The sequence below is a fragment of the Bacteroides sp. 2_2_4 genome (assembly GCF_000157055.1).
GTDB classification, from domain to species: domain Bacteria; phylum Bacteroidota; class Bacteroidia; order Bacteroidales; family Bacteroidaceae; genus Bacteroides; species Bacteroides ovatus.
On sequence record NZ_EQ973369.1, the window covers coordinates 45,860 to 68,123 of the forward strand.

The following is a 22,264-nucleotide window of genomic DNA, read 5'->3' on the forward strand; positions in this document are numbered from 1 at the left end:
AGTGGGACAGGGGAAGGCGTAGCACACTCAAAACGCTGGTATGTAGCACTCGTTCGAATGCATCACGAGAAAAAAGTTGCCGAGCGTTTGTCTAAGATGGGAATTGATTCTTTTGTTCCCGTTCAACAACAAATTCATCAATGGAGTGACCGTCGTAAGATGGTTGATACAGTCTTACTCCCAATGATGGTTTTTGTACATGTCAATCCAAAAGAACGTATGGAAGTCCTTTCATTTTCTACGGTCAGCCGTTATATGGTGATGCGTGGAGAGAGCACTCCTGCCGTTATTCCTGACGAGCAGATGGCCCGTTTCCGTTTCATGCTCGATTATTCCGAAGAAGCAGTCTGTATGAATGATACTCCACTAGCGCATGGTGAGAAAGTTCGTGTCATAAAAGGTCCTTTGAGTGGACTTGTTGGCGAACTTGTGACTGTAGGCGGGAAGAGTAAGATTGCCGTTCGTTTAAATATGCTTGGCTGTGCTTGTGTAGATATGCCAATCGGTTATGTAGAATCCACAAAAATCACCAATGACAACACGAAGAAAATTTAACGTATTTCTATTCATTCTGTTGCTGGGAGTTTTTTCTCCCTTAATGGCTCAAAGCATGAGCGACTCCCAAGTTCTTGAATATGTAAAGGACGGCATCCGCCAGGGTAAAGAACAGAAACAACTAGCCTCTGAACTGGCACGTAGAGGTGTGACCAAAGAACAGGCAACTCGTGTGAAGCAACTATATGAACAACAAAACAATGTTAATGCTTCCAATGCAACGGGTACCGATGTCAATGAATCACGCCTTCGTGAGGAAAAGAAAGAAAACACTTCCGATATGCTGGAAGACCACCCGAGCACTCAAGACCTTGCACGTGGCAATCAGGTTTTCGGACGAAATATTTTCAACACCCGTAACCTGACTTTTGAACCCAGCGTCAACATCGCCACTCCCTTGAACTATCGTCTGGGTCCCGGTGATGAAGTGATTATTGATATCTGGGGAGCCAGCCAGAACACTATCCGCCAACAGATTTCTCCTGACGGCACGATCAACATTCAGAAAATAGGTCCTGTCAACCTGAACGGATTAACTATTGCTGAAGCCAATGACTATCTCAAAAAGACATTAAACAAGATATATAATGGTCTTAATAATGCGAATGATCCCACCTCTGACATCCGTCTGACTTTGGGTAGCATACGTACTATCCAGATCAATGTAATGGGTGAGGTTGTCCAACCGGGCACTTACTCCCTCTCTTCTTTTGCCACAGTCTTTCATGCACTTTACTGCGCTGGTGGAGTCAGTGACATAGGAAGCCTTCGCAATGTACAGTTGGTACGTAATGGCAAAAATATCGCCACGATCGACGTCTACCAATTTATCATGAAAGGAAACATTCAGGATGACATTCGTCTTCAGGAAGGCGATGTAGTAATAGTCCCCGCCTATGACGTATTGGTTAAGATCGACGGAAAAGTGAAACGCCCGATGCGTTTCGAAATGAAAAAGGATGAAAGTCTATCCACTCTTATCAGCTATGCCGGTGGCTTTGAAGCCGACGCCTACACCCGTTCCTTGCGTGTCGTACGTCAGAACGGACAGGAATATGAAGTAAACACAGTCAAAGACCTTGACTATAGTGTCTATAAAATGCGAAACGGTGATGTTGTGACCGCCGAAGCCATCCTTAATCGTTTCATCAATAAACTTGAAATCCGTGGAGCCGTTTATCGTCCCGGCATCTACCAGTTGAATGGAAAACTGAATACTGTCCGTGAACTGGTAAACGAAGCCCAAGGCCTGACCGGTGATGCCTTCTTGAACCGTGCCGTTCTCTACCGCCAGCGTGAGGACTTGACTACCGAAGTTGTTCCTGTAGACATTAAAGCTATCATGGACGGTACTTCCCAAAACATCATCCTGATGAAAAACGATATCCTTTATATTCCTAGTATTCATGACCTGGAAGACAGAGGCAACGTCGTAATCCATGGTGAAGTAGCCAAACCTGATTCTTATCCTTATGCTGATAACATGACCCTTGAAGACTTGATCATTCAGGCAGGTGGCTTGCGTGAAGCCGCTTCTGTAGTCCGTGTAGATGTATCCCGTAGAATTAAGAATCCTCGCAGTACAGTAGATAACGATACTATCGGCCAGATATATACATTCTCCCTAAAAGAAGGTTTTATTGTAGATGGAACCCCTGGCTTTGTCCTTCAACCTTATGATGAAGTTTATGTACGTCGTAGTCCGGGGTATCAAGCTCAACAGAATGTGGTTGTTGAAGGTGAAATTCTGTTCGGAGGCTCTTATGCTATGACCAGTCGTGAAGAACGTCTTTCGGACTTAATCAATAAAGCGGGAGGTGCAACGAATTATGCCTACTTACGTGGTGCCAAATTGACTCGTGTAGCCAATGCAAGTGAAAAGAAACGCATGGGTGATGTGGTCCGCTTGATGAGTCGACAGTTGGGTGAAGCTATGATGGACTCATTAGGTGTTCGTGTGGAAGATACCTTTAGTGTTGGTATTGACTTGGAGAAAGCATTAGCTAACCCTGGAAGTACAGCAGATATTGTCTTGCGTGTGGGTGATGTAATTTCTATTCCGAAAAATAATAATACAGTAACGATCAATGGTGCCGTAATGGTCCCGAATACGGTTTCTTATATGGAAGGAAAGAATATAGACTATTATCTGAATCAGGCTGGTGGTTATTCTGAAAATGCAAAGAAGAGTAAGAAATTTATAGTTTATATGAATGGCCAAGTGACTAAAGTGAAAGGTAGTGGTAAGAAACAGATCGAGCCGGGATGTGAGATAATTGTGCCTAGTAAGGCTAAGAAAAGGACTAATATGGGTAATATTTTAGGGTACGCTACTACATTCAGCACATTGGGAATGATGGTTGCTTCTATTGCTAACTTAATAAAGAAATAACGAATTCCTTTTATGACTACTTTGATAGAACAAAAATCTGAAAAAGATATAAAACAAAAACGGAATAATCATACGGATGAAGAGATCGAAATTGATTTGATGGGTGTTCTTCGTAGGATTATGGGTATTCGTAAGAAGATTTATAAGGCAGCCGGTATCGGACTGATAATTGGCGTTATTATAGCAATCAGTATTCCTAGGCAGTACACGGTTGAAGTGACTCTTTCTCCGGAGATGGGAAGTGCTAAAGGTGGTGGTCTATCTGGTTTGGCAGCTTCTTTCTTGGGAAGTGACGTTACTATGGGTGATGGCAGTGATGCTTTGAATGCTTCTTTATCTGCAGATATTGTATCTTCCACTCCTTTCTTATTGGAACTTTCCACAATGAAAATACCTGTATTGAAAAATGAAATGATGACCTTGAATGCTTATCTGGATGAGGAGTCTTCTCCTTGGTGGAGTTATGTAATTGGATTTCCTGCTATGGTAATTGGTGGAGTAAAGTCTTTGTTTATTGAAGGTGAGGATGAATTCATATCTTCTGATAAAGTAAGTCAGGGTACAATTGAATTATCAAAGAAAGAGTTGGGTAAGATTGGTGTTTTAAAGAAAATGATTGTTGCCTCTGTAGATAAGAAAACATCCATGACTTCCGTTGCCGTAACCTTGCAAGAACCCAGAGTGGCTGCTGTTGTTGCAGATTCGGTTGTGAAAAAGTTGCAGGAATACATCATTGACTATCGTACTTCCAAGGCGAAAGAAGACTGTATCTACTTGGAGAAACTTTTCAAAGAACGTCAGCAGGAATATTATGCTGCCCAAAAGAAATATGCTGATTATTTGGATTCTCATGATAATATCATTTTGCAAAGTGTTCGTGCCGAACAGGAACGTTTACAGAATGATATGAGTCTTGCTTACCAGATATATAGCCAAGTTGGAAGTCAACTTCAGGTCTCTAGAGCCAAAGTTCAGGAGGAAAAGCCTGTGTTTGCTGTTATAGAGCCTGCAGTAGTGCCGCTGACTCCTTCAGGAACCGACAAAAAGATATGTGTGCTGGCATTTGTATTTCTGTCTGTTTGTATTGTTATATTCTGGCATTTATTGGGAAAAGATATCTTGAATAAGTTTAAAGAAATCCGGGCTTAAATATCCATTAGTAAAGTGTTATGGCATCAACTAACCAGATAAATAAAGTTGTAGAGTCTATTGTAGTTTTGGGAGACCTAATTATCCTGAACCTGTGTTTGTCTCTGCTCCTTTTCTTTTGGAAGAAAGCGTTTATAAATTTGCCGTTTTCTTGTACTGTTTCTTTTATGATGGCTTCTCTTACTCTCTGCTATCTGGCTTGTTTCGGATCTCGTGGGAGGGTTTGGGACAGTAGGGGGATTCGTGCAGATCAGCTCGTATTACGTGTATTGAAGAACATTATAGCCTTTTCTATCTTTTGGGCATGTATTATGACTTTTAGTGGAATTTCTATTTTTTCTCCTCTTTTCTTTGTCTCTTATTTTTTTATTCTCTTTCTTGTTTTAAGTATTTACCGCATTATTATTCGTCATTTGCTGATAGTTTATTGCACGAAAGGTAAACATAGGCGCTATGCTGTATTTATAGGTGGAGGTAATAATATGCAGATGTTATATGAGGAAATGGAGAGTTCTTTGGCATCTTCTGTTTATGAGGTAGTCGGTTATTTTGATATTAAATCGAATGACACTATTTCCTCCCAATGTCCTTATTTGGGTAGTCCTGATGGTTTCTCGGACTTTATGTCCGTACACACAGGAATTAAGCATGTTTTTTGTTCTTTGTCAATGGAGGAAGGACGCTATAACTTTTCTATCATGAATTATTGTGAGAACCATTTACTTTATTTTCATGGTGTTCCTAATGTTTGTAAGGGTTTTCCCCGTCGTATCTGGCATAGTATGGTTGGTAATATGCCAATTTTGAATTTGCGTTATGAACCTCTAGGTAAGATGGAGAACCGTATATTAAAACGGATATTCGATATTGCTTTATCTGGTATTTTTCTGGTTACTGTTTTTCCTTTTGTTTATCTCATTGTGGGAAGTATCATAAAGTTTACTTCTCCCGGTCCTATACTTTTTAAACAAATGCGTACCGGTTTGAATGGCGTCGATTTTGTGTGTTACAAATTCCGTTCAATGAAAGTAAATGATGAAGCTGACAGCAAACAGGCAACGGCTGATGATCCCCGGAAAACTCGTTTTGGAGACTTTCTTCGACGTTCTAATATTGACGAACTTCCACAGTTTATAAATGTTTTTAAAGGTGAAATGTCAATAGTCGGTCCTCGTCCTCATATGTTGTCTCATACGGAGATTTATGCTCGGTTAATTGATAAATATATGGTTAGACACTTTATTAAGCCTGGAGTGACCGGATGGGCGCAAATACACGGTTTTCGTGGTGAAACCAAAGAACTTTCACAGATGGGAGGACGTGTGAAGGCTGATATCTGGTATATGGAGCATTGGACAATATTCCTAGATTTATATATCATTTATAAGACTATAGCAAATGTGGTCATTGGAGAAAAGAATGCGTATTAAGATTGATGATCAATTTAAATTAGTCAAATATATTGAGATAATACTACTTACCCCTGTTTGCAATAGCATATAGAGAACCTATAGAAAATTGTCTATTTTCTATGGGATATTTTTAAAGATATATTTTTAGAAGTAGATATAGAAACAGGGGCTTATAATTTTTTCCTGTATATGAAAGCTGTAATTTTTGCAGGTGGCTTGGGTACTAGATTGTCCGAAGCAACCAATTTAATTCCTAAGCCGATGGTTGAAATAGGAGGAAAACCTATCCTTTGGCATATCATGAAGACTTATAGTCATTATGGTATTAATGAGTTTATTATTTGTTGCGGTTATAAGCAATATGTAATAAAAGAATATTTTGCCAATTATTTTCGGCACAATAGTGATATGACAGTTGATTTATCTAATAATTGTGTTGAAATTTTGGATAACCATTCAGAAGATTGGAGAGTGACTATGGTTGATACAGGGTTGAATACCCAAACAGGTGGTCGCTTGAAGCGGGTACAGAAATATATTGGTGCTGAACGTTTCGTTCTTACTTACGGTGATGGGGTAGCAGATATTAATATAGCAGAGAGTATTAAAGAACATGAATTATCAGAATGTGCCATTTCATTGACGGCTTATAAACCTGGAGGAAAATTTGGTGCGTTACAAATTGACTTGGAAAGTAACAAAGTGCTCTCTTTTCAAGAAAAACCAGATGGTGATCGCAATTGGATAAATGCAGGTTACTTTGTTTGCGAACCTGAAATTTTAGAATATATTCCCGAAAATGATGATACTGTTATTTTCGAGCGTAAACCTCTCGAAAATTTAGCAAAAGATGGTAAAATGCATGCTTATCGTCATACTGGTTTTTGGAAACCGATGGATACACTGCGTGATAATGTAGAATTGAATGAGATGTGGGATAAGGGGCTAGCTCCTTGGAAAGTTTGGTAAATAATGAGTATAGATATATTTAACAATTTCTATAAAGGAAAACGTGTTCTTGTAACTGGACATACTGGTTTTAAAGGTAGTTGGCTTTCTATTTGGCTTCATGAACTTGGTGCAGAGGTAGTTGGTGTAGCGAAAGATCCATATTCAGAAAAAGATAATTATGTTTTATCGGGAATAGGAAAGAAAATTAAAGCTGACTTACGTGCCGATATTTGTGACAGTCAACGAATGAAAGAAATCTTTCAGACATACCAACCTGAAATTGTTTTTCATTTAGCTGCTCAACCTTTAGTGCGTCTAAGTTATGATATTCCTGTTGAAACATACGAAACGAATGTGATGGGAACAATAAACATTTTAGAGGCTATACGAGTAACAGATAGTGTGAAGGTCGGTATTATGATAACTACGGACAAATGCTATGAGAATAAAGAGCAGATTTGGGGATATCGTGAAAATGAACCGATGGGAGGATATGATCCTTATTCCAGTAGTAAAGGGGCGGCAGAGATAGCCATTGCCTCATGGCGCAGAAGTTTCTTCAATCCTGACCAGTATGATAAACATGGCAAGAGTATTGCTAGTGTTCGAGCAGGTAATGTGATTGGTGGAGGCGATTGGGCATTAGATCGTATTATTCCAGATTGCATTAAAGCTCTTGAATCCGGTAAGAATATTGATATTCGAAATACTAAATCTGTCCGTCCATGGCAGCATGTATTGGAACCATTGAGTGGCTATATGCTTTTAACTGCAAAAATTTGGGAAGAACCAACAAAATATTGTGAGGGATGGAACTTCGGGCCTCGTGCGGAAAGTATTACCTCTGTATGGGATGTGGCAAATGATGTAGTCAAGAATTATGGTAGTGGTGGGCTCAATGATATCTCCATCCCCAATGCTCCTCATGAAGCTAGATTTTTAATGCTTGATATTAGTAAAGCTAAGTTTCAACTAGGCTGGGAACCACGTATGAATATTCATCAATGTGTTGCTCTTACTGTTGACTGGTATAAAAGGTATACATTTGAGAATGTATATAGCTTGTGTGTTGATCAGATTAAGCAATATTTAATCAAATGAAAAAAGTAATAGTTGTAGGTGCTAATGGCTTTTTAGGGAGGGAATTATGTAAGAAACTGGCATCCAAAGGTATTGCAGTTGTTGCTTTAGTTGCTAAAGGAGGTGATTACTCTTTTGCAAAAAGCTTGCATAATGTCAACTGTATCGAATTTGATTTATCGCGGATTGTTGATTGGGATGGAATTGAGGAGATAAAAGGTGCTGATACAATGTTCTATATGGCTTGGGCGGGTGTTAGCTCAACTTATAAAAATCAAGTCGAAATTCAAGTTTCAAATATATTGTATGGAATACAAGTGATGGAGTTTGCCCATCGTAATGGAATTTCTAGAGTAATTTTTCCAGGTTCTGCATCCGAATATGCTTGTGGTAATGAAGTTATTAATGGGCGCAGTATTCCATCGCCTTCTGATTTGTATAGTGCTTCCAAGGTAGCAACCAAGTTCTTGTGTCAAACCTATGCAAGACAAAATGGTATTTCGTTAATTTGGGCTGTAATTACAAGTATTTATGGTCCTGGTCGTAATGATGAAAATTTGATAACCTATTGTATTAAGACATTGTTAAAAGGTGAAAAACCATCTTTTACAGGGCTTGAACAGCAGTGGGATTACTTGTATATTGACGATTTAATTGATGCGCTAGTTGCTGTTGGTGAAAAAGGAATAGGAGGAAAGACATATCCTATTGGGAGTGGTGAAAATAAACAAATAGTAGAATATGTCAAGATTATACGTGATATGATTGATCCTACCTTGCCTTTAGGAATTGGAGATATACCTTATAAAAATAAAACTATTGATAATCAGATACTTGATATATCAGAATTAAATGAAGATACAGGATTTACAGCAAGGTATAGTTTTGAGTCTGGAATAAAATTGACAATAGATTACTATAAAAATGCGATTAAGTAATTTTGATTATATTATAGCTGGTGCAGGTTTGAGTGGAAGCACATTTGCACGATTGAGGGCTGAAAAAGGCTCTAAAATTCTAGTGATAGACAGGCGATCCACTGTAGCTGGTAATCTTTATGATGAAACTAATATGTATGGCATATTAGTTCAGCAGTATGGACCACATATTTTTCATACTAATAGTGAGGAAGTATATTCATTTATAACTAAATATCATAAATGGAATCCCTTTAAATTAAGGTGTTCTGTTGATATGTGTGGACAACAAACACCTTCTCCTTTCAATTTTAAAACCATAGATCAGTTTTATGCTACAGATAAAGCTGAATTAATTAAGGAAGCTTTGCTATTAAAGTATCCTAATCAAAGTACTGTAACAATCGTGGAATTATTGAACAGTGAAGAGCCTCTTATTAAGCAGTATGCACAAATGCTTTTTGATAATGATTACAGTCTTTATACAGCAAAGCAATGGGGTATTAAAGCTAGTGAAATCGATATCAATGTATTGAAACGAGTTCCAGTTCGCTTAGATTATAAAGAGATGTATTTCTCTGATAAGTACGAGTGTATGCCAGAGGGTGGTTTTACTTCCTTCATTAAGGACCTTTTGGATCACGATAATATTGAATATATAAACAATGAGGATGCACTTAAATATATATCTTTGAATGATCAAGACCATAGGATTGAATTCCATGGTTTAGAAGTGTCCACTAATTGTAAATTAGTATATACAGGTGCTATTGATGAACTTTTTAATTATGAGTTTGGAAAATTACCATATCGCTCTTTAACATTTAAATATGAGACTTTGAATGAGGAGTTATTTCAAGCAACTCCAGTAGTGGCTTATCCTCAGGTTGAAGGATATACCCGTATAACAGAATACAAGCAGCTCCCTAAACAAAATATTTTAGGGATTACAACTATTGCTTATGAATATCCTATGATGTTTGAGGAAGGTAAAGCGGATGAACCATATTATCCTGTTCCAACAGATGATACAGCTATGCTTTATTCTAAATACAAAGCAAAAGCTGGGAATTATGATAATCTAATACTATGTGGGCGGCTGGCTAATTATAAATATTATAATATGGATCAAGCAATCCTTGCAGTATTACGTTTGACATAAATATAAATCAATTGTTAAATTACTTAAGTTATTAATATACTCATATTATAAACAACAAAAACATGTTTAAACTATCTATTTGTCAACCAACTTATAATCGTGTATATTTTATTAAAGATACAACTACCAAGATAATTGAACAAATTCTTTCTGAACATAGAGAGAATGATGTTCAGCTGTGTTTTTCTGATAATGGCTCTACTGACGGAACTAAAGATATCATTGAAGAAATGAAAAGAAAATATCCTACTATTAACTTTAAAATAAATTATTTTGGTGAAAATCGTGGTTTGGATGCTAATCATGAACAAGTAATGAAAATGGCTGATGGAGAGTGGTCTATTCTTAAAGGTGATGATGATTATTTAATGGATGGAGGACTAAATAAGATATTCAATTTATTAGATCAAAATCAAGATGTGGATGTGATTGTATCAAGCCCCATTGGCATGTCTCCTGAACTAAAGCCATTACAACCTATTTATTTCCTTCGTGAAGAAGTAGAGTCTTTAAAGGTGAACTTTAAAGATGAGATGGCAATGCGTAATTATTTTTTATTATGTAACAACATACTAGGATTAGGAACGTTTATTTCGTCAGTTATATACAGAACTGAAGCCGTTAAAAATGTAGAAGCGCCTGTAGCTTTGAAAGGTTGTTTTTATATGAGCTTGTTTTTCTATTGGAACTTCTTATCTAAAGGAAAAACATTGATGTACTCAAAAGAATCGTATTTATATGCAATGATGCCCTATGCTTCTCCCTATGCTTCAGGTGTTAAACGTGATGCCATTGATTTTCGAGCAATCTATGAAGTGGGAGACCGACTTCTTCCTGAAAATCTTAAATATGATTTTTATCAAGTATGTAATCGTATGTATAAATACTATTCATATATACCACGAGATCAAAGAAAAGATTTTGATAAGTATCTAAAGCCATATTTATTAAAAATGAAACATCCAATGGCTAATGAAATTATTAGAAATACATCTTCAATGATTTACCTTAAATTATTTATTGCTTCATTATTGTCAAGTAAACAGGTTTGTAGACTTAAGAACACTTTTAAGTAATTATATATGCTCTTAAATATACAGAAGGATAATAATGATGAGTTCTACAATTTGTGTATGGCGATTTTCATAAAGACTATTTAATTAAATTTTATTTAACCTGTTTTGGAGACTATTGTTAGGTGTTTCTCTCATGTGGATAGTTATTCGCATAGACGAGTTATTACAGAAGAATAGGATTGTAAATGCTTTATTGTTGGGGCACTTTAAATAACATGATTAGCCCCATTTTACTTTAGAATGTCAAATAATTCTGCAGATAATAAGCGTATAATGAAGAATACCGTATATCTATATATACGATTGTTCTTATCAATGGCTATTGGCCTATACACTAGCAGGGTAGTGCTGGAGATACTTGGAGTAGATGACTTTGGTCTCTATTCTTTGGTAGGAGGCTTTGTTTCTATGTTGTCTATTCTGACAGGAACTTTTTCAGGTACGGCTGCTCGTTTTATTACCTATGAAATAGGTATAGGAAATCCTGAAATTTTGAAAAGAACAATATCTACAATTATAAATTTGCTTATTATTATTGCTATTGGTGTATTTATTATTGGACTTGTTGGGGGGACATACCTAATAAGTACATATCTCAATATACCGCCAGAGCGAATGAATGCGGCTTACTTTGTTTTTTATTGTTCTTTATTTGTATTCTCAATGACACTTCTTGCAGTGCCGTATCAAGCAATCATTATAGCTCATGAACATATGAATTTTTATGCCATAATGAGTATATTTGAATCTGTTGCTAAGTTGATTGTAGTTTTGTTTTTGCCTTATGTTTCGTTTGATCGTTTATATTTCTATGCCTTTCTTCTGGCTTTGATAAGTGTGATATCTCGTGTTGTTTATGGAATATATTGCAATCGTCATTTTAAAGAATCAAAATATCATTTTATTCTGGATAAACATATATCCAAACAAATGACTTCCTTTTCTGTATGGATGGGGATTGGAACAGCATCAGGTATTTTAAAAGATCAGGGCCTGAATATTATTATAAATATATTTTATAGCTTAACAGTAAATGCGGCACGTGGTATCTGTATGCAGGTGATGTCTGTTTTTAGTAGTTTTGCTTCAAATATAGGACTTGCAATATCACCACAAATAACAAAATCTTATAGTCAAGGTGATATTAAACGTAGTATCAGCTTGACTTTCGCTTCTGCTAAAGCACAGGGGTATCTTGTTCTTGTAATGATGATCCCATTTTTATTAGAGTCACATTATATACTTACAATATGGTTGAAATCGTTTCCTGTATACACTCAGGAGTTTGTATGTTGGGGAATACTGATAAGCTTTATACATGCGATTACAGGTGCTTTTGGCCCAATTTATTTGGCGATGGGACGTATTCGGAATTTACAGCTGGCAGGCAGTCTCCTTAATTTTATGTATTTGCCTGTTTGTTATCTCTGTTGTGAGAGGGGAATCAATGTTATTATTTGTATGCAACTGGGGTTCGGGCTAGAAATACTTTTATTTTTTATGAGCTATTTCTATCTTAAAAAAGTGATGAGTTTTCCTTTCTGGCATTTTTTGGGTAGAGTTGTTATGCCTATGCTTTTGGTAGGGATAATTACATTATGTGCTGTTTATTGCGTTAGGATTATATTGAAAGATGAATCTTTTACTCGTTTGATCCTGTCCACCGTAACTTCATTTGTGATCTTCTCTATTTCGGCTTATTTTATAGGAATTGATGATTCAGAGAGAAAAATAGTAAGAGCAGCGTGGGTAAAACGGTTCGGTAAGTATAGGAATAATATAAATAATTTTACTGTATAATGGATGTTGTTGTTATATTTAATGGTTTGGGAAATCAAATGTCTCAGTATGCGTACTATTTAGCTAAGAAGAAAGTAAATCCTAACACAAAAGTAATATTTGATATCATGTCAAAGCATAATCACTATGGATATGATTTAGAACGGGCATTTGGTATAGAGGTGAATAAAACATTGTTGATAAAGGTTTTACAAATTATCTATGTATTAAGTAGAAAATTTAGACTATTCAAGAGTGTTGGTGTTCGAACAATCTATGAACCTCTCAATTATGACTACACGCCGTTATTGATGCAGAAAGGACCTTGGGGGATCAATTACTATGTGGGTGGATGGCATTCCGAAAAAAATTTCATGAATGTACCTGATGAAGTCAAAAAAGCATTTATGTTCCGTGAACAACCTAATGAGGATCGATTTAATGAATGGCTTCAGGTTATTCGTGGTGATAATAGTAGTGTTTCTGTCCATATTCGACGGGGAGATTATATGAATATAGAACCGACTGGTTATTATCAATTGAATGGTGTAGCTACATTGGATTACTACCATGAAGCAATTGATTATATTCGGCAATATGTGGATACTCCTCATTTCTATGTTTTTTCTAATGATTTGGATTGGTGCAAGGAGCAATTCGGAGTAGAGAATTTTTTTTATATTGAGTGTAATCAAGGTGTAAATTCATGGCGTGATATGTATTTGATGAGTGAATGTCATTATCATATTAATGCGAATAGTACATTCTCATGGTGGGGAGCTTGGCTATGTAAATTTGAAGATTCAATTACTGTTTGTCCTGAACGCTTTATAAGAAATGTTGTAACAAAAGATTTCTATCCTGAACGGTGGCATAAAATAAAATCTTGTTGATATGGATAATATTACATCAAGAACTATTGAGCGGTTACGTTTCCCGATGACTGTATTAGTTTTATTTATTCATGTTCTACCATTTGCAGCATCTCAAGGTGGCATAGAATATACATTCCCTTTTAATACCGATTCATGGTCTCATAGGTTTATTTATTTCTTTAATTGGATATTTCCTCGTGTGGCGGTCCCTATGTTTTGTATCATATCTGGCTATTTATTTTTTCAAGGATTGAATACTGTTGATTGTTTTAAGGAAAAGTATAAATTAAAATTAAAATCAAGAGTAAAAACGTTATTGATACCTTATTTATTATGGAATATTATATTTGAAATTTGGAGACTTTTTATGATATCGTCTGATAAGTTGGAACTTCTCCCTAAAAGTTTTTTCTTATTGTGCAAAGAGATTTTTAATTCATTTTGGGGTATGTATGCTCCTTCTGATGCACCTCTTTGGTATGTTCGTGATTTGATGGCTGTTATGGTGTTGGCTCCTATCATTTTTTTTGTGATAAATAAATGTGGTAAATATGTTGTTATAGTTTTGACTTTTATCTGGTTATTAGGTTTGTGGCCTAGATTGCCTATTGTGCCTGGTATAGATATTATACTATTTGTTACATGGGGAGCATATTTTGCCATGAAAGGGATAGAGCCCTTTAGAAAAATGGCATCACTTACAGGATATTGGCCTGTTTATATAATTTCGTTATTATGGGCTGTTTGGGAATATGATGAATTAGCATATAACTTTCCAATTAGATTAAGTATCTTATTAGGGCTATCTTTGGTCTCTGCATTATTCTTATATATTGATAAACATGAAATGAATGTTCCAAAGATACTAACTGCAAGTTCTTTTTTTACATATTGTCTTCATTGGATTTATGTTGCTCCTTTAACATCATGTGTAGTATTTATGATACAACCAGAAAGTGAAATAACAGTAGTTTTAATTTATTTTGCGTGCATCTTTTTGACGTTAATAATATCTTTATTATCATTCTTAATATTGCGTATTCTTTCTCCACGGCTACTATTATTATTTACAGGTAGCCGAGGATAAATATTCTGTTTGATTTAAAATAGTTACATCATGCTGAAAAATATTATTAAAAAGCTAATCGCTTACATATTTCGTCCAGAATATAAATTTGCTAAGAGAGGAGATAAATGTTTTATAGGCTCGAATTGTATAATCAATTCGGCATCTATGATTGAATTAGGCAATCATGTATCTATTGGTCCTAATGCTGTTTTGTATTGTATTTATAAAAAAATAATTTTTGGAAATAATGTTCTTTTAGGCCCTAATGTTACTATGGTGAATGGGGATCATAATATGAGGAAAATAGGAGTTCCAATAATTGATAATAATGAAAAAGAGGCAAGTGATGATGCTGATATCATAATAGAAGATGATGTGTGGATTGGTGCAAATGTTACGATTCTAAAGGGTGTTACAGTAGGTCGTGGAGCCGTGATAGCTGCCGGTGCAGTTGTAACTAGATCAATACCACCTTATTGTGTTTCAGGAGGAATTCCAGCACATGTGTTGAATATAAGATTCACTATAGAACAAGTAAAGCAGCATGAGGGAATTCTTTATAGTGAAAAAGATCGCATGAAGGACGGACAACTACAGCACCTTGCTTCGTTTGCAACAAAGTAATTATGAATATATAAAGAATAAACAGTAGTATATTATGTCAAAACCAAGATTGATCGCATTTTATCTTCCACAATATTACCCTACGAAAGAAAATGATGAATGGTGGGGAAAAGGATTTACGGAGTGGACAAATGTAGGTAGGGCGAAGCCTCTATTTAAAGGGCATTATCAGCCTCGTGTTCCTGCAGATTTGGGATATTATGATTTAAGAGTTCCAGAAGTTCGAATTCAACAAGCGGAAATGGCAAAGAATGCTGGCATTGAAGGGTTTTGCTACTGGCATTATTGGTTTGCCGGTAAACGAATGCTAGATAGAGTTTTTGGAGAAGTAGTAGAAACAGGTAAGCCTGATTTTCCTTTTTGCTTATGCTGGGCTAATCATTCATGGTATGCAAAGACATGGGACCCTAATAAGCCTTCTAAATTATTGATAGAACAAACTTATCCAGGTATTGAAGATTATGAAGAACACTTCTACGCCATGTTGCCTGCATTTAAAGATAGGCGTTATATTAGAATAAATGAAAAAATACTATTTGCCGTCTATGATCCATTGAATATCCCAGAACCGCAATTATTTATTGAGACATGGAATCGGTTGGCTAGAGAAAATGGATTGGAAGGTTTCTATTTTATGGGATTTACTATTAAGGATAGCTTGAAGCAAGAAATCCTTAAGGTAGGCTTTGATAGTGTATTGGTGGATTTTGTATTTGGAGCTAGTGAAAAAAGTGGAACTCTTCCGAATATATATATAAAAAAAATATTAAGGAAATTATTAAGGAAACCAATAACGATTGAGTATAGTCAATATTCTCAATATTTATTAAATAATTACATAGTTAATGAGAATGTTTATCCTTCTATATGCCCTAACTATGATCATTCACCGCGAAGCAAATTTCGTGGAACTATAATCGTTAATAGTACTCCCCAAAAATGGAAGAAACTTTGTCATGAGATGTTTTCAAAAGTATCTGTGCGTTCTGCAGAGGACAATCTGGTTTTCATAAAAGCTTGGAATGAATGGGGGGAAGGAAATTATTTGGAACCAGATTTAAAATATGGGACTCAATTTTTAGATGTGATTAGAGACGTTTTAGAAAAGGTTAAATAGAATCATAAAATTTGTATGTAAGAAAAAGATTGTATAATGCTCTATTCCTGTACACTATTGGGATTGTTAATTCTATGAAAAAGATAATATCAATTATAATTGCTACATATAATGCAGAAAAGACTCTTAAGCGCTGCTTGAATAGCATTGTTTCTCAAAAAAAAGACCAGTTGGAATTATTAATTATCGATGGATGCTCTACAGATCGGACAATGGATATTGTCAGAGAGTTTGCAGAGAGTATTGATGTTATTGTTTCGGAAGTAGATAAAGGGATTTATGATGCGTGGAATAAGGGCATCCGTTTGGCTACGGGGGAATGGATTATGTTTTTGGGTGCTGATGACTATTTATTGGAAGGTGCTATGAATGTATATTGGAATTATCTAAAAAAGCAGACTTTGGATGGTATCGATATAATAACGGCGCAAAGTAAATTAATTGATGCTAAAGGGAAATATAAGAGAGTATTCGGGAATCCATATAATATAAAAGAATTTCGATGTTGTATGAAAATTTCTCATGGTTCGACATTACATAATAGAAAGTTATTTGATGAATTGGGGAATTTTGATATCTCATTTAAAATTTGTGCAGATTACGAATTTTTGCTTCGTAAGAAATTGAATGCTAGGTATATTGAAACACCTACTATAGCCATGCAAGTGGGAGGAGTTAGTAATACAATCAGAGGGCTTTGGGAGAGTTTTAAAGTTAAGCGTTATTGTAAGTCAATTCCTCTTTTGTTGAATGTATATTATTTGACAAAAGGTGTCATTGGATATTACATGCGGAAAATTAAGATAATTAATTAAGATATATTAGTGATGAGAAATAAAATAATAGGATACGTTTCTGCTGAAGACCCTTTCCGAGACAAAAAGGCATGGAGTGGTACGAAATATAAAATAAGGGAAGCTCTCCAAAATGCTGGTTATGAAGTGGTATGGATTTCTTGTAAACCAAGTAAAATATGTTTTATATTTTTGAAAATATTACTTAAAATGCTTTTTGGGAAAAAAGCCATAGTAGAACATAATCGGTATTATTTTAAGCTTTGCGCCAAACATATAAATATGAATAAAGTACGATTGTGCGACTATATTTTCTTTCCTGGTGGGGCGCAAATTAGTGCTTTTGTTAATTTTGAGAAACCGATAATTTATTATACAGATGCAACCTTTCATATTATGATAGATTATTATTGGCATGGTTTGTCCTCATGGTTGATTACTCAAGGGGAACACTATGAAAAAGAAGCGATTAAGAATGCGTTTATTAATATTCGTTCTTCTCAATGGGCAGCAGCTTCTGTTATCAACGATTACGATGGGTGTCTCCAGAGAAATTATGTTCTTGAGTTTGGAGCAAACTTTGATGACAAGGATCTTTTGCATGCTACTCCTTATAAAAGTGGAGCTTTGAATATCTTATTTTCAGGTGTAGACTGGATTCGTAAAGGAGGGGAAGTTGCTGTTAAAACGGTGCAACTTTTAAATAAGCGTGGGATTAACTCTTGTCTGTTCATTGTAGGGCTTTCCGAAATACCTCTAAAATATGCGAATCTTCCATTTGTTCGAATAATGGGATTTCTGGATAAGAATAATCCGGAGCATTACCGAAAGTATGTAGATATAGTGAAGAACTCTCATTTACTTTTATTACCAACTAATGCGGAATGTTCTGCTATTGTTTTTAGTGAGTCCTCTGCATTCGGTTTGCCTATTTTTACTTATGATACGGGAGGGACAGGGAATTATGTAATAGATGGTGTAAATGGTTATAAACTTCCTCTAGCAGCACGCGAACAGGAGTTTGCGGATGCTATTGAAAAGAGCTTGGAATCAAATGAATTTCTTCAATTACATAAGGGAGGAATAACGCTTTTTAATGAAAGACTAAATTGGAGCACTTGGTCAAAGAGATTCAGGAAAATAATGGAAGAAAACAATCTTTAATCCAGAATTATTTACGAATGCATTTAGCCTTGTGTTTAATATGAAAATGCGTCTTTCTATCACATTGAAATTATCGCTTGTTTGGTTTGTGTTGGCAGGAATGGTTCTAGGTCGATATACTGAACCCGCATTTCTAATAATAGCAACTTTATTTATAATGCTCCAACTTAATAAAGTATATGTAAGTACTTCTTGTTTGTTTGTAGGCACTCTTTTTTTCTTTCATTCATTGTCAATGGTTGTGTATAATGGCTATGATACTGGAAAACTATTTCAGCAGATTGTGCTATTGTTTACTTGTGTGTTTTGTTATTATCAGATTTTTCGGTATTGTCAGATACCTGTTTCTGAATGGTTCCGTAGATATGTGAGTTTAGTTTATATTTTGTCCATTATAGGCATTGTTCAATTTGTCATTATGTCAGCGACTCAAATAGATATCTTTCCTTATACATTAGATGGCACGATGACACAGAATACGGGTAGGTTGCATGCAATGTTAATGGAACCAGGATCTTTCACTGCTTTTTCTATACCAGCCGCTGCATATGTTTTTTTGGCTCCGGGATTTATGAAATATAATCGAATGAAGTCTCTAGTCATTGGGATCGCTTTAATACTGACATTGACCACCAGTATGATTGTTGCAGTTGTGATTATCCTATTTCTTAAGTTCTACTACTATTTTAAATATTTAAGAATTGGTCTTGTGGTATGTTTCATTGTGGGTGTGTGTTGGTGTATTAATAATAGGGATATTTTATCATCTTCTGAATATTTCGTGAATCCACAATTAAGAGCTATTCAAGAGAAGATAACACAAACCTTATCTATGGTTGAATATGCGGAGCCTGAAGATTTTGAGCACTTAAATACGAGTTCGTATGTGATATTGACTAATTATTGGATTGCTTTCAATGCTCCCTGTCGCATTTTGGGTACAGGGTTGGGTACACACGCCCAGAATTATGAGCGTATGTATAAATCAGACTTTGGTGGATATGGATTGAATAAAGATGATGCTTATTCGATGTTTGCCCGGCTGTATTCTGAATTTGGAGTGTTAGGACTTTGTCTTTATGCTTTTTTTCTAATAAGGTATTATAATAAGGATAATATTATAAGCCTCTGTCTTATTGTATTTTTTATTTCTTATTTGATAAAAGGCGGTCATTATATGCTCTATGGGACAGCTTTCTTTCATATTGTTTATTATTTTATTTCTCCTTACAAAATAAACTGTTTCAAAAAAATATAGATGCTTAAAAATATAGTAATTGTTAATGATTGTGCACATATAGAGGGAGGGGCTGCAAGTGTTGCCATAAATTCTGCTATTGGGTTAGCGAAACATTATTCTGTATATCTATTTTCTGCCGTTCAGCCTATTGATAGGAGGTTGGAGGAGGTCGGCGTGCGCGTTATATGTATTGGGAAAAAGGACATATTGCATGATGAGAATCGGATTCGTGCAATATCTAAGGGATTGTGGGATAACGAAACAAAGCGAGTGTTTGAACGCCTTTTAGCTACGTTGAGTCCCGTAGAGTCTATTATACATTTTCATACGTGGACAAAAGCGTTAACCGCTTCGCTCTACGCTGTTACAGCCAAAATGGATTTTAAGACGGTGATAACACTTCATGATTTTTTTTGCTTTTGTCCCAATGGAGGGTTTTATGATTATCAACGTAATGAGATTTGCTTTAGGAAACCGATGAGTTATTCATGTTTGACTTGTAACTGCGATGTCCGAAGCTATCCGCAGAAAATATGGCGAAGTATAAGAATGGCGATTCAGAATCATGTAATGGCAAAAAATAAGAAAATATATTTCATATCAATCTCGGCGTTGACTCGAAAGATTTGTATGCAGCTGATGAATGATAGTCGTAAAATATATACGATTGCAGATCCTGTAGAAATAAATGAGAATCAATTACCTAATAAATTATTAAATAACGATGTTTATTTGTTTATGGGCAGATTATCTCCTGAGAAAGGAATTGGGCTGTTTTGTCAAGCTGTAACGGATTTGAATCGGAAAGGAATAGTATTGGGTGAGGGATATTTGAGAAGCGAATTAATGGAAAAATATCCTAATATACAATTTGTTGGGTGGGTTGCAGGTAAAGATAAACAAGCCTACTTTAAAAAAGCAAAAGCTTTGGTCTTCACTTCGTTATGTTATGAAACGTTTGGTTTATCTGTGGCGGAAGCTAGGTCTTATGGAATTCCTTGTATAGTTCCAGATTCTTGTGCTGCAAGTGAACAGGTTATTGATGGAGAAACAGGTTATTTATTCAAAACAGGAAATTTGGATTCTTTAAAAGAGGTGCTTGTCAAATATGAGAATGCTGATATCCAAGTAATGCAAAATAATATTGTAAATAATTTTATTGCAGACGATTGGAGCTTGATATCTCATATAAAGAATCTAGTACAAGTATATAATGAAATAATTACAGAATCGTGAATAAGTTAAAGTCTACTCATTTCTGCTAGGTATATATCATTAAAGGTATAGTGATCGTTTCGGTATTTTTCGTTGTAGGTGTTTTTTCTTAAAAGCAGAAAAACGATTTTCCCCTGTCAGATTTATCAAAGGGAAGATGAATCGCTTTTATCAATTGTTGTTGTACTTTCATATTCTAGTAGTATTGTTACAAAATGTGTGGCTGAATATTGTTTTTTATGATGCAGTGGCTGATTATGGTAGAAAATATATGGAGTATGGGATAGAAAATGGAACAGTAGGTAAGGCATGGGCGTGGTAAGGAGTCATTTTATATTATAGCTTTACACTTTGTTGGCTTTAAACTCTGTACATTGATGCTAAGTGTATTTGATATAAAATTATAGTTGTTGAGCCTCATGGCACCAGCTGGTAGAAATATTTTACAAACATTGCTATGTTTATGCTTTGGTATAATTATTCTCTTTAATATTTATTGAGATGGTTAGGAGAGGATAGAAAGCTCTGGGGAGAGCTGTCTATTTATTTAAATAATGTCGAGCTAATAACAATTTCTTATATTATTTTTAATGATAACAGTTTCTATTGTAACTTATAAAACAGACTTGGTAGAACTTGCTAAGTGCTTAACTTCTTTGCTTTCTCCCTTGATATCTAAAGTGTATATAATTGATAATTCAAGCCAGCAGTATATTGCCGATTTTTGTAAAGAATATGCTAATGTAGAATATATCGGCAGTAGAAATGTGGGGTATGGTGCAGGACACAATCAAGCTTTGCGTAAGGTTTTGAAGTCAAAGAGTAAATATCATTTGATACTAAACTCAGATGTCTATTTTGACCCGAGTGTGTTGGAGCAGTTGGCTGATTATATGGATTTAAATGAAGATGTAGCTCAAGTACAACCTAATATTATATATCCCGATGGAAGAATGCAATATACCTGTAGATTATTGCCAACACCAGTTGATCTTATTTTCCGTCGATTTCTACCAAAGAAAATGATAGAAAAAAGAAATAATCGATATATACTTAAGTTTAATGATCATACACAGGCTATGAATATCCCTCATCATCAAGGAAGTTTTATGTTTTTCCGTATTGAATGTTTCAATAAGACTGGTTTGTTTGATGAACGATTCTTTATGTATCTTGAAGATATTGATCTTACTCGAAGAATACATAAGTATTATCGAACAATGTTTTGGCCAGGGGTTACTATTGTTCATGCTCATCGTGCTGCTTCATATAAAAGTAAAAAGATGCTTATAATTCATATTCGGAATGCGATTAAATATTTCAATAAATGGGGATGGGTATTTGATAGCGAACGAAAAAAATGGAACAAGCGGTTATTAAAAGAATTGTTATGAGTGATTAGGTGATATAATTGATGTGTATAAAAATAAGAAATGGTATAAAATAAAATGTTGAGATGTAATAAACACGTGAGTGTTTCGTATGTGAGATGAAAAAAATGTAGGTCCCTAGCTTCATGCTGTAAACAGTATGATTCTCCTACATTGTGGATTGGAAATCGTACGACGGTACATTTCTGATCTACGCCCTGACATCGGAGGTTAAAGCCGATGTGAATTTCCCACTATATCAACTGTCTGTGAAGATCGTTGATATTTTTATTACTCCCATTATACTGGATAATAATATCGGT

19 protein-coding genes are annotated in these 22,264 nt (G+C 35.2%); all 19 read left to right on the forward strand.

Going from position 1 to position 22,264, the window contains the following annotated elements; genetic code table 11:
- On the forward strand, positions 1–555 hold a 555-nt coding region (locus tag BSCG_RS04240), incomplete at its 5' end, for a UpxY family transcription antiterminator (RefSeq protein WP_241762169.1).
- Positions 533–2,947 (forward strand): SLBB domain-containing protein, encoded by a 2,415-nt coding sequence (locus BSCG_RS04235; RefSeq protein ID WP_008777182.1) that lies wholly within the window; start codon positions 533–535, stop codon positions 2,945–2,947. The genes BSCG_RS04240 and BSCG_RS04235, both read left to right, overlap by 23 nt.
- A gap of 12 nt (positions 2,948–2,959) precedes the next feature.
- Positions 2,960–4,096: a chain-length determining protein gene (locus tag BSCG_RS04230; RefSeq protein ID WP_004309189.1), complete on the forward strand. Its 1,137-nt coding sequence runs from the start codon at positions 2,960–2,962 to the stop codon at positions 4,094–4,096.
- A 20-nt stretch (positions 4,097–4,116) separates the two neighbouring features.
- On the forward strand, positions 4,117–5,526 hold the full coding sequence (locus BSCG_RS04225) for an undecaprenyl-phosphate glucose phosphotransferase (protein WP_004309190.1): 1,410 nt from the start codon (positions 4,117–4,119) through the stop codon (positions 5,524–5,526).
- 171 nt (positions 5,527–5,697) lie between these two features.
- Entirely contained in the window at positions 5,698–6,477 is a 780-nt protein-coding gene (gene rfbF, locus BSCG_RS04220) for a glucose-1-phosphate cytidylyltransferase (protein ID WP_004309191.1), read from the forward strand.
- A 3-nt stretch (positions 6,478–6,480) separates the two neighbouring features.
- Positions 6,481–7,560 (forward strand): CDP-glucose 4,6-dehydratase, encoded by a 1,080-nt coding sequence (gene rfbG / locus BSCG_RS04215; protein ID WP_004309192.1) that lies wholly within the window; start codon positions 6,481–6,483, stop codon positions 7,558–7,560.
- A complete protein-coding gene (locus BSCG_RS04210) occupies positions 7,557–8,477 on the forward strand; it encodes an NAD-dependent epimerase/dehydratase family protein (protein WP_004309193.1) in 921 nt (306 codons plus the stop codon). Before rfbG ends, BSCG_RS04210 begins: the two co-directional genes overlap by 4 nt.
- Complete coding sequence (glf, locus tag BSCG_RS04205) at positions 8,464–9,618, forward strand: UDP-galactopyranose mutase (protein WP_004309194.1); 1,155 nt, start codon at positions 8,464–8,466, stop codon at positions 9,616–9,618. The genes BSCG_RS04210 and glf overlap by 14 nt, the downstream gene beginning before the upstream one ends.
- A gap of 62 nt (positions 9,619–9,680) precedes the next feature.
- Complete coding sequence (locus tag BSCG_RS04200; protein ID WP_004309195.1) at positions 9,681–10,694, forward strand: glycosyltransferase family 2 protein; 1,014 nt, start codon at positions 9,681–9,683, stop codon at positions 10,692–10,694.
- A 273-nt stretch (positions 10,695–10,967) separates the two neighbouring features.
- Entirely contained in the window at positions 10,968–12,494 is a 1,527-nt protein-coding gene (locus BSCG_RS04195) for a lipopolysaccharide biosynthesis protein (RefSeq protein WP_008771199.1), read from the forward strand.
- Positions 12,494–13,366 (forward strand): alpha-1,2-fucosyltransferase, encoded by an 873-nt coding sequence (locus BSCG_RS04190; protein WP_004313284.1) that lies wholly within the window; start codon positions 12,494–12,496, stop codon positions 13,364–13,366. The genes BSCG_RS04195 and BSCG_RS04190 overlap by 1 nt, the downstream gene beginning before the upstream one ends.
- 1 nt (position 13,367) lies before the next feature.
- Positions 13,368–14,435: an acyltransferase family protein gene (locus tag BSCG_RS04185; protein WP_004309199.1), complete on the forward strand. Its 1,068-nt coding sequence runs from the start codon at positions 13,368–13,370 to the stop codon at positions 14,433–14,435.
- 30 nt (positions 14,436–14,465) lie between these two features.
- A complete protein-coding gene (locus BSCG_RS30830; protein ID WP_008777184.1) occupies positions 14,466–15,041 on the forward strand; it encodes an acyltransferase in 576 nt (191 codons plus the stop codon).
- Between the two features lie 34 nt (positions 15,042–15,075).
- The gene (locus tag BSCG_RS04180) at positions 15,076–16,158 is read left to right on the forward strand and encodes a glycoside hydrolase family 99-like domain-containing protein (RefSeq protein ID WP_004309201.1); all 1,083 of its coding nucleotides are present in this window, start codon (positions 15,076–15,078) and stop codon (positions 16,156–16,158) included.
- Between the two features lie 74 nt (positions 16,159–16,232).
- Positions 16,233–16,973, forward strand: a complete 741-nt coding sequence (locus BSCG_RS04175; protein WP_008771196.1) for a glycosyltransferase family 2 protein — start codon at positions 16,233–16,235, stop codon at positions 16,971–16,973.
- Positions 16,974–16,985: 12 nt separating this feature from the next.
- Complete coding sequence (locus tag BSCG_RS04170; RefSeq protein WP_004309203.1) at positions 16,986–18,116, forward strand: glycosyltransferase family 4 protein; 1,131 nt, start codon at positions 16,986–16,988, stop codon at positions 18,114–18,116.
- Positions 18,117–18,156: 40 nt separating this feature from the next.
- Positions 18,157–19,374 (forward strand): hypothetical protein, encoded by a 1,218-nt coding sequence (locus tag BSCG_RS04165; protein WP_004313286.1) that lies wholly within the window; start codon positions 18,157–18,159, stop codon positions 19,372–19,374.
- A complete protein-coding gene (locus BSCG_RS04160; RefSeq protein WP_004313287.1) occupies positions 19,375–20,592 on the forward strand; it encodes a glycosyltransferase family 4 protein in 1,218 nt (405 codons plus the stop codon).
- Positions 20,593–21,161: 569 nt separating this feature from the next.
- Positions 21,162–21,965, forward strand: a complete 804-nt coding sequence (locus tag BSCG_RS04155) for a glycosyltransferase (RefSeq protein ID WP_004309206.1) — start codon at positions 21,162–21,164, stop codon at positions 21,963–21,965.
- Positions 21,966–22,264: the final 299 nt, after the last annotated feature.

What these genes read in the sequence shown, in the direction of transcription:
- rfbG (WP_004309192.1), top strand. Translation starts at nt 6,481, where the DNA reads ATGAGTATAGATATATTTAACAATTTCTATAAAGGAAAACGTGTTCTT.
- BSCG_RS04200 (WP_004309195.1), top strand. Translation starts at nt 9,681, where the DNA reads ATGTTTAAACTATCTATTTGTCAACCAACTTATAATCGTGTATATTTT.
- BSCG_RS04185 (WP_004309199.1), top strand. Translation starts at nt 13,368, where the DNA reads ATGGATAATATTACATCAAGAACTATTGAGCGGTTACGTTTCCCGATG.
- BSCG_RS04160 (WP_004313287.1), top strand. Translation starts at nt 19,375, where the DNA reads ATGCTTAAAAATATAGTAATTGTTAATGATTGTGCACATATAGAGGGA.
- BSCG_RS04210 (WP_004309193.1), top strand. Translation starts at nt 7,557, where the DNA reads ATGAAAAAAGTAATAGTTGTAGGTGCTAATGGCTTTTTAGGGAGGGAA.
- BSCG_RS04155 (WP_004309206.1), top strand. Translation starts at nt 21,162, where the DNA reads ATGATAACAGTTTCTATTGTAACTTATAAAACAGACTTGGTAGAACTT.
- BSCG_RS04175 (WP_008771196.1), top strand. Translation starts at nt 16,233, where the DNA reads ATGAAAAAGATAATATCAATTATAATTGCTACATATAATGCAGAAAAG.
- BSCG_RS04165 (WP_004313286.1), top strand. Translation starts at nt 18,157, where the DNA reads ATGAAAATGCGTCTTTCTATCACATTGAAATTATCGCTTGTTTGGTTT.
- BSCG_RS04195 (WP_008771199.1), top strand. Translation starts at nt 10,968, where the DNA reads ATGAAGAATACCGTATATCTATATATACGATTGTTCTTATCAATGGCT.
- BSCG_RS30830 (WP_008777184.1), top strand. Translation starts at nt 14,466, where the DNA reads ATGCTGAAAAATATTATTAAAAAGCTAATCGCTTACATATTTCGTCCA.
- rfbF (WP_004309191.1), top strand. Translation starts at nt 5,698, where the DNA reads ATGAAAGCTGTAATTTTTGCAGGTGGCTTGGGTACTAGATTGTCCGAA.
- BSCG_RS04190 (WP_004313284.1), top strand. Translation starts at nt 12,494, where the DNA reads ATGGATGTTGTTGTTATATTTAATGGTTTGGGAAATCAAATGTCTCAG.
- BSCG_RS04235 (WP_008777182.1), top strand. Translation starts at nt 533, where the DNA reads ATGACAACACGAAGAAAATTTAACGTATTTCTATTCATTCTGTTGCTG.
- BSCG_RS04225 (WP_004309190.1), top strand. Translation starts at nt 4,117, where the DNA reads ATGGCATCAACTAACCAGATAAATAAAGTTGTAGAGTCTATTGTAGTT.
- glf (WP_004309194.1), top strand. Translation starts at nt 8,464, where the DNA reads ATGCGATTAAGTAATTTTGATTATATTATAGCTGGTGCAGGTTTGAGT.
- BSCG_RS04170 (WP_004309203.1), top strand. Translation starts at nt 16,986, where the DNA reads ATGAGAAATAAAATAATAGGATACGTTTCTGCTGAAGACCCTTTCCGA.
- BSCG_RS04180 (WP_004309201.1), top strand. Translation starts at nt 15,076, where the DNA reads ATGTCAAAACCAAGATTGATCGCATTTTATCTTCCACAATATTACCCT.
- BSCG_RS04230 (WP_004309189.1), top strand. Translation starts at nt 2,960, where the DNA reads ATGACTACTTTGATAGAACAAAAATCTGAAAAAGATATAAAACAAAAA.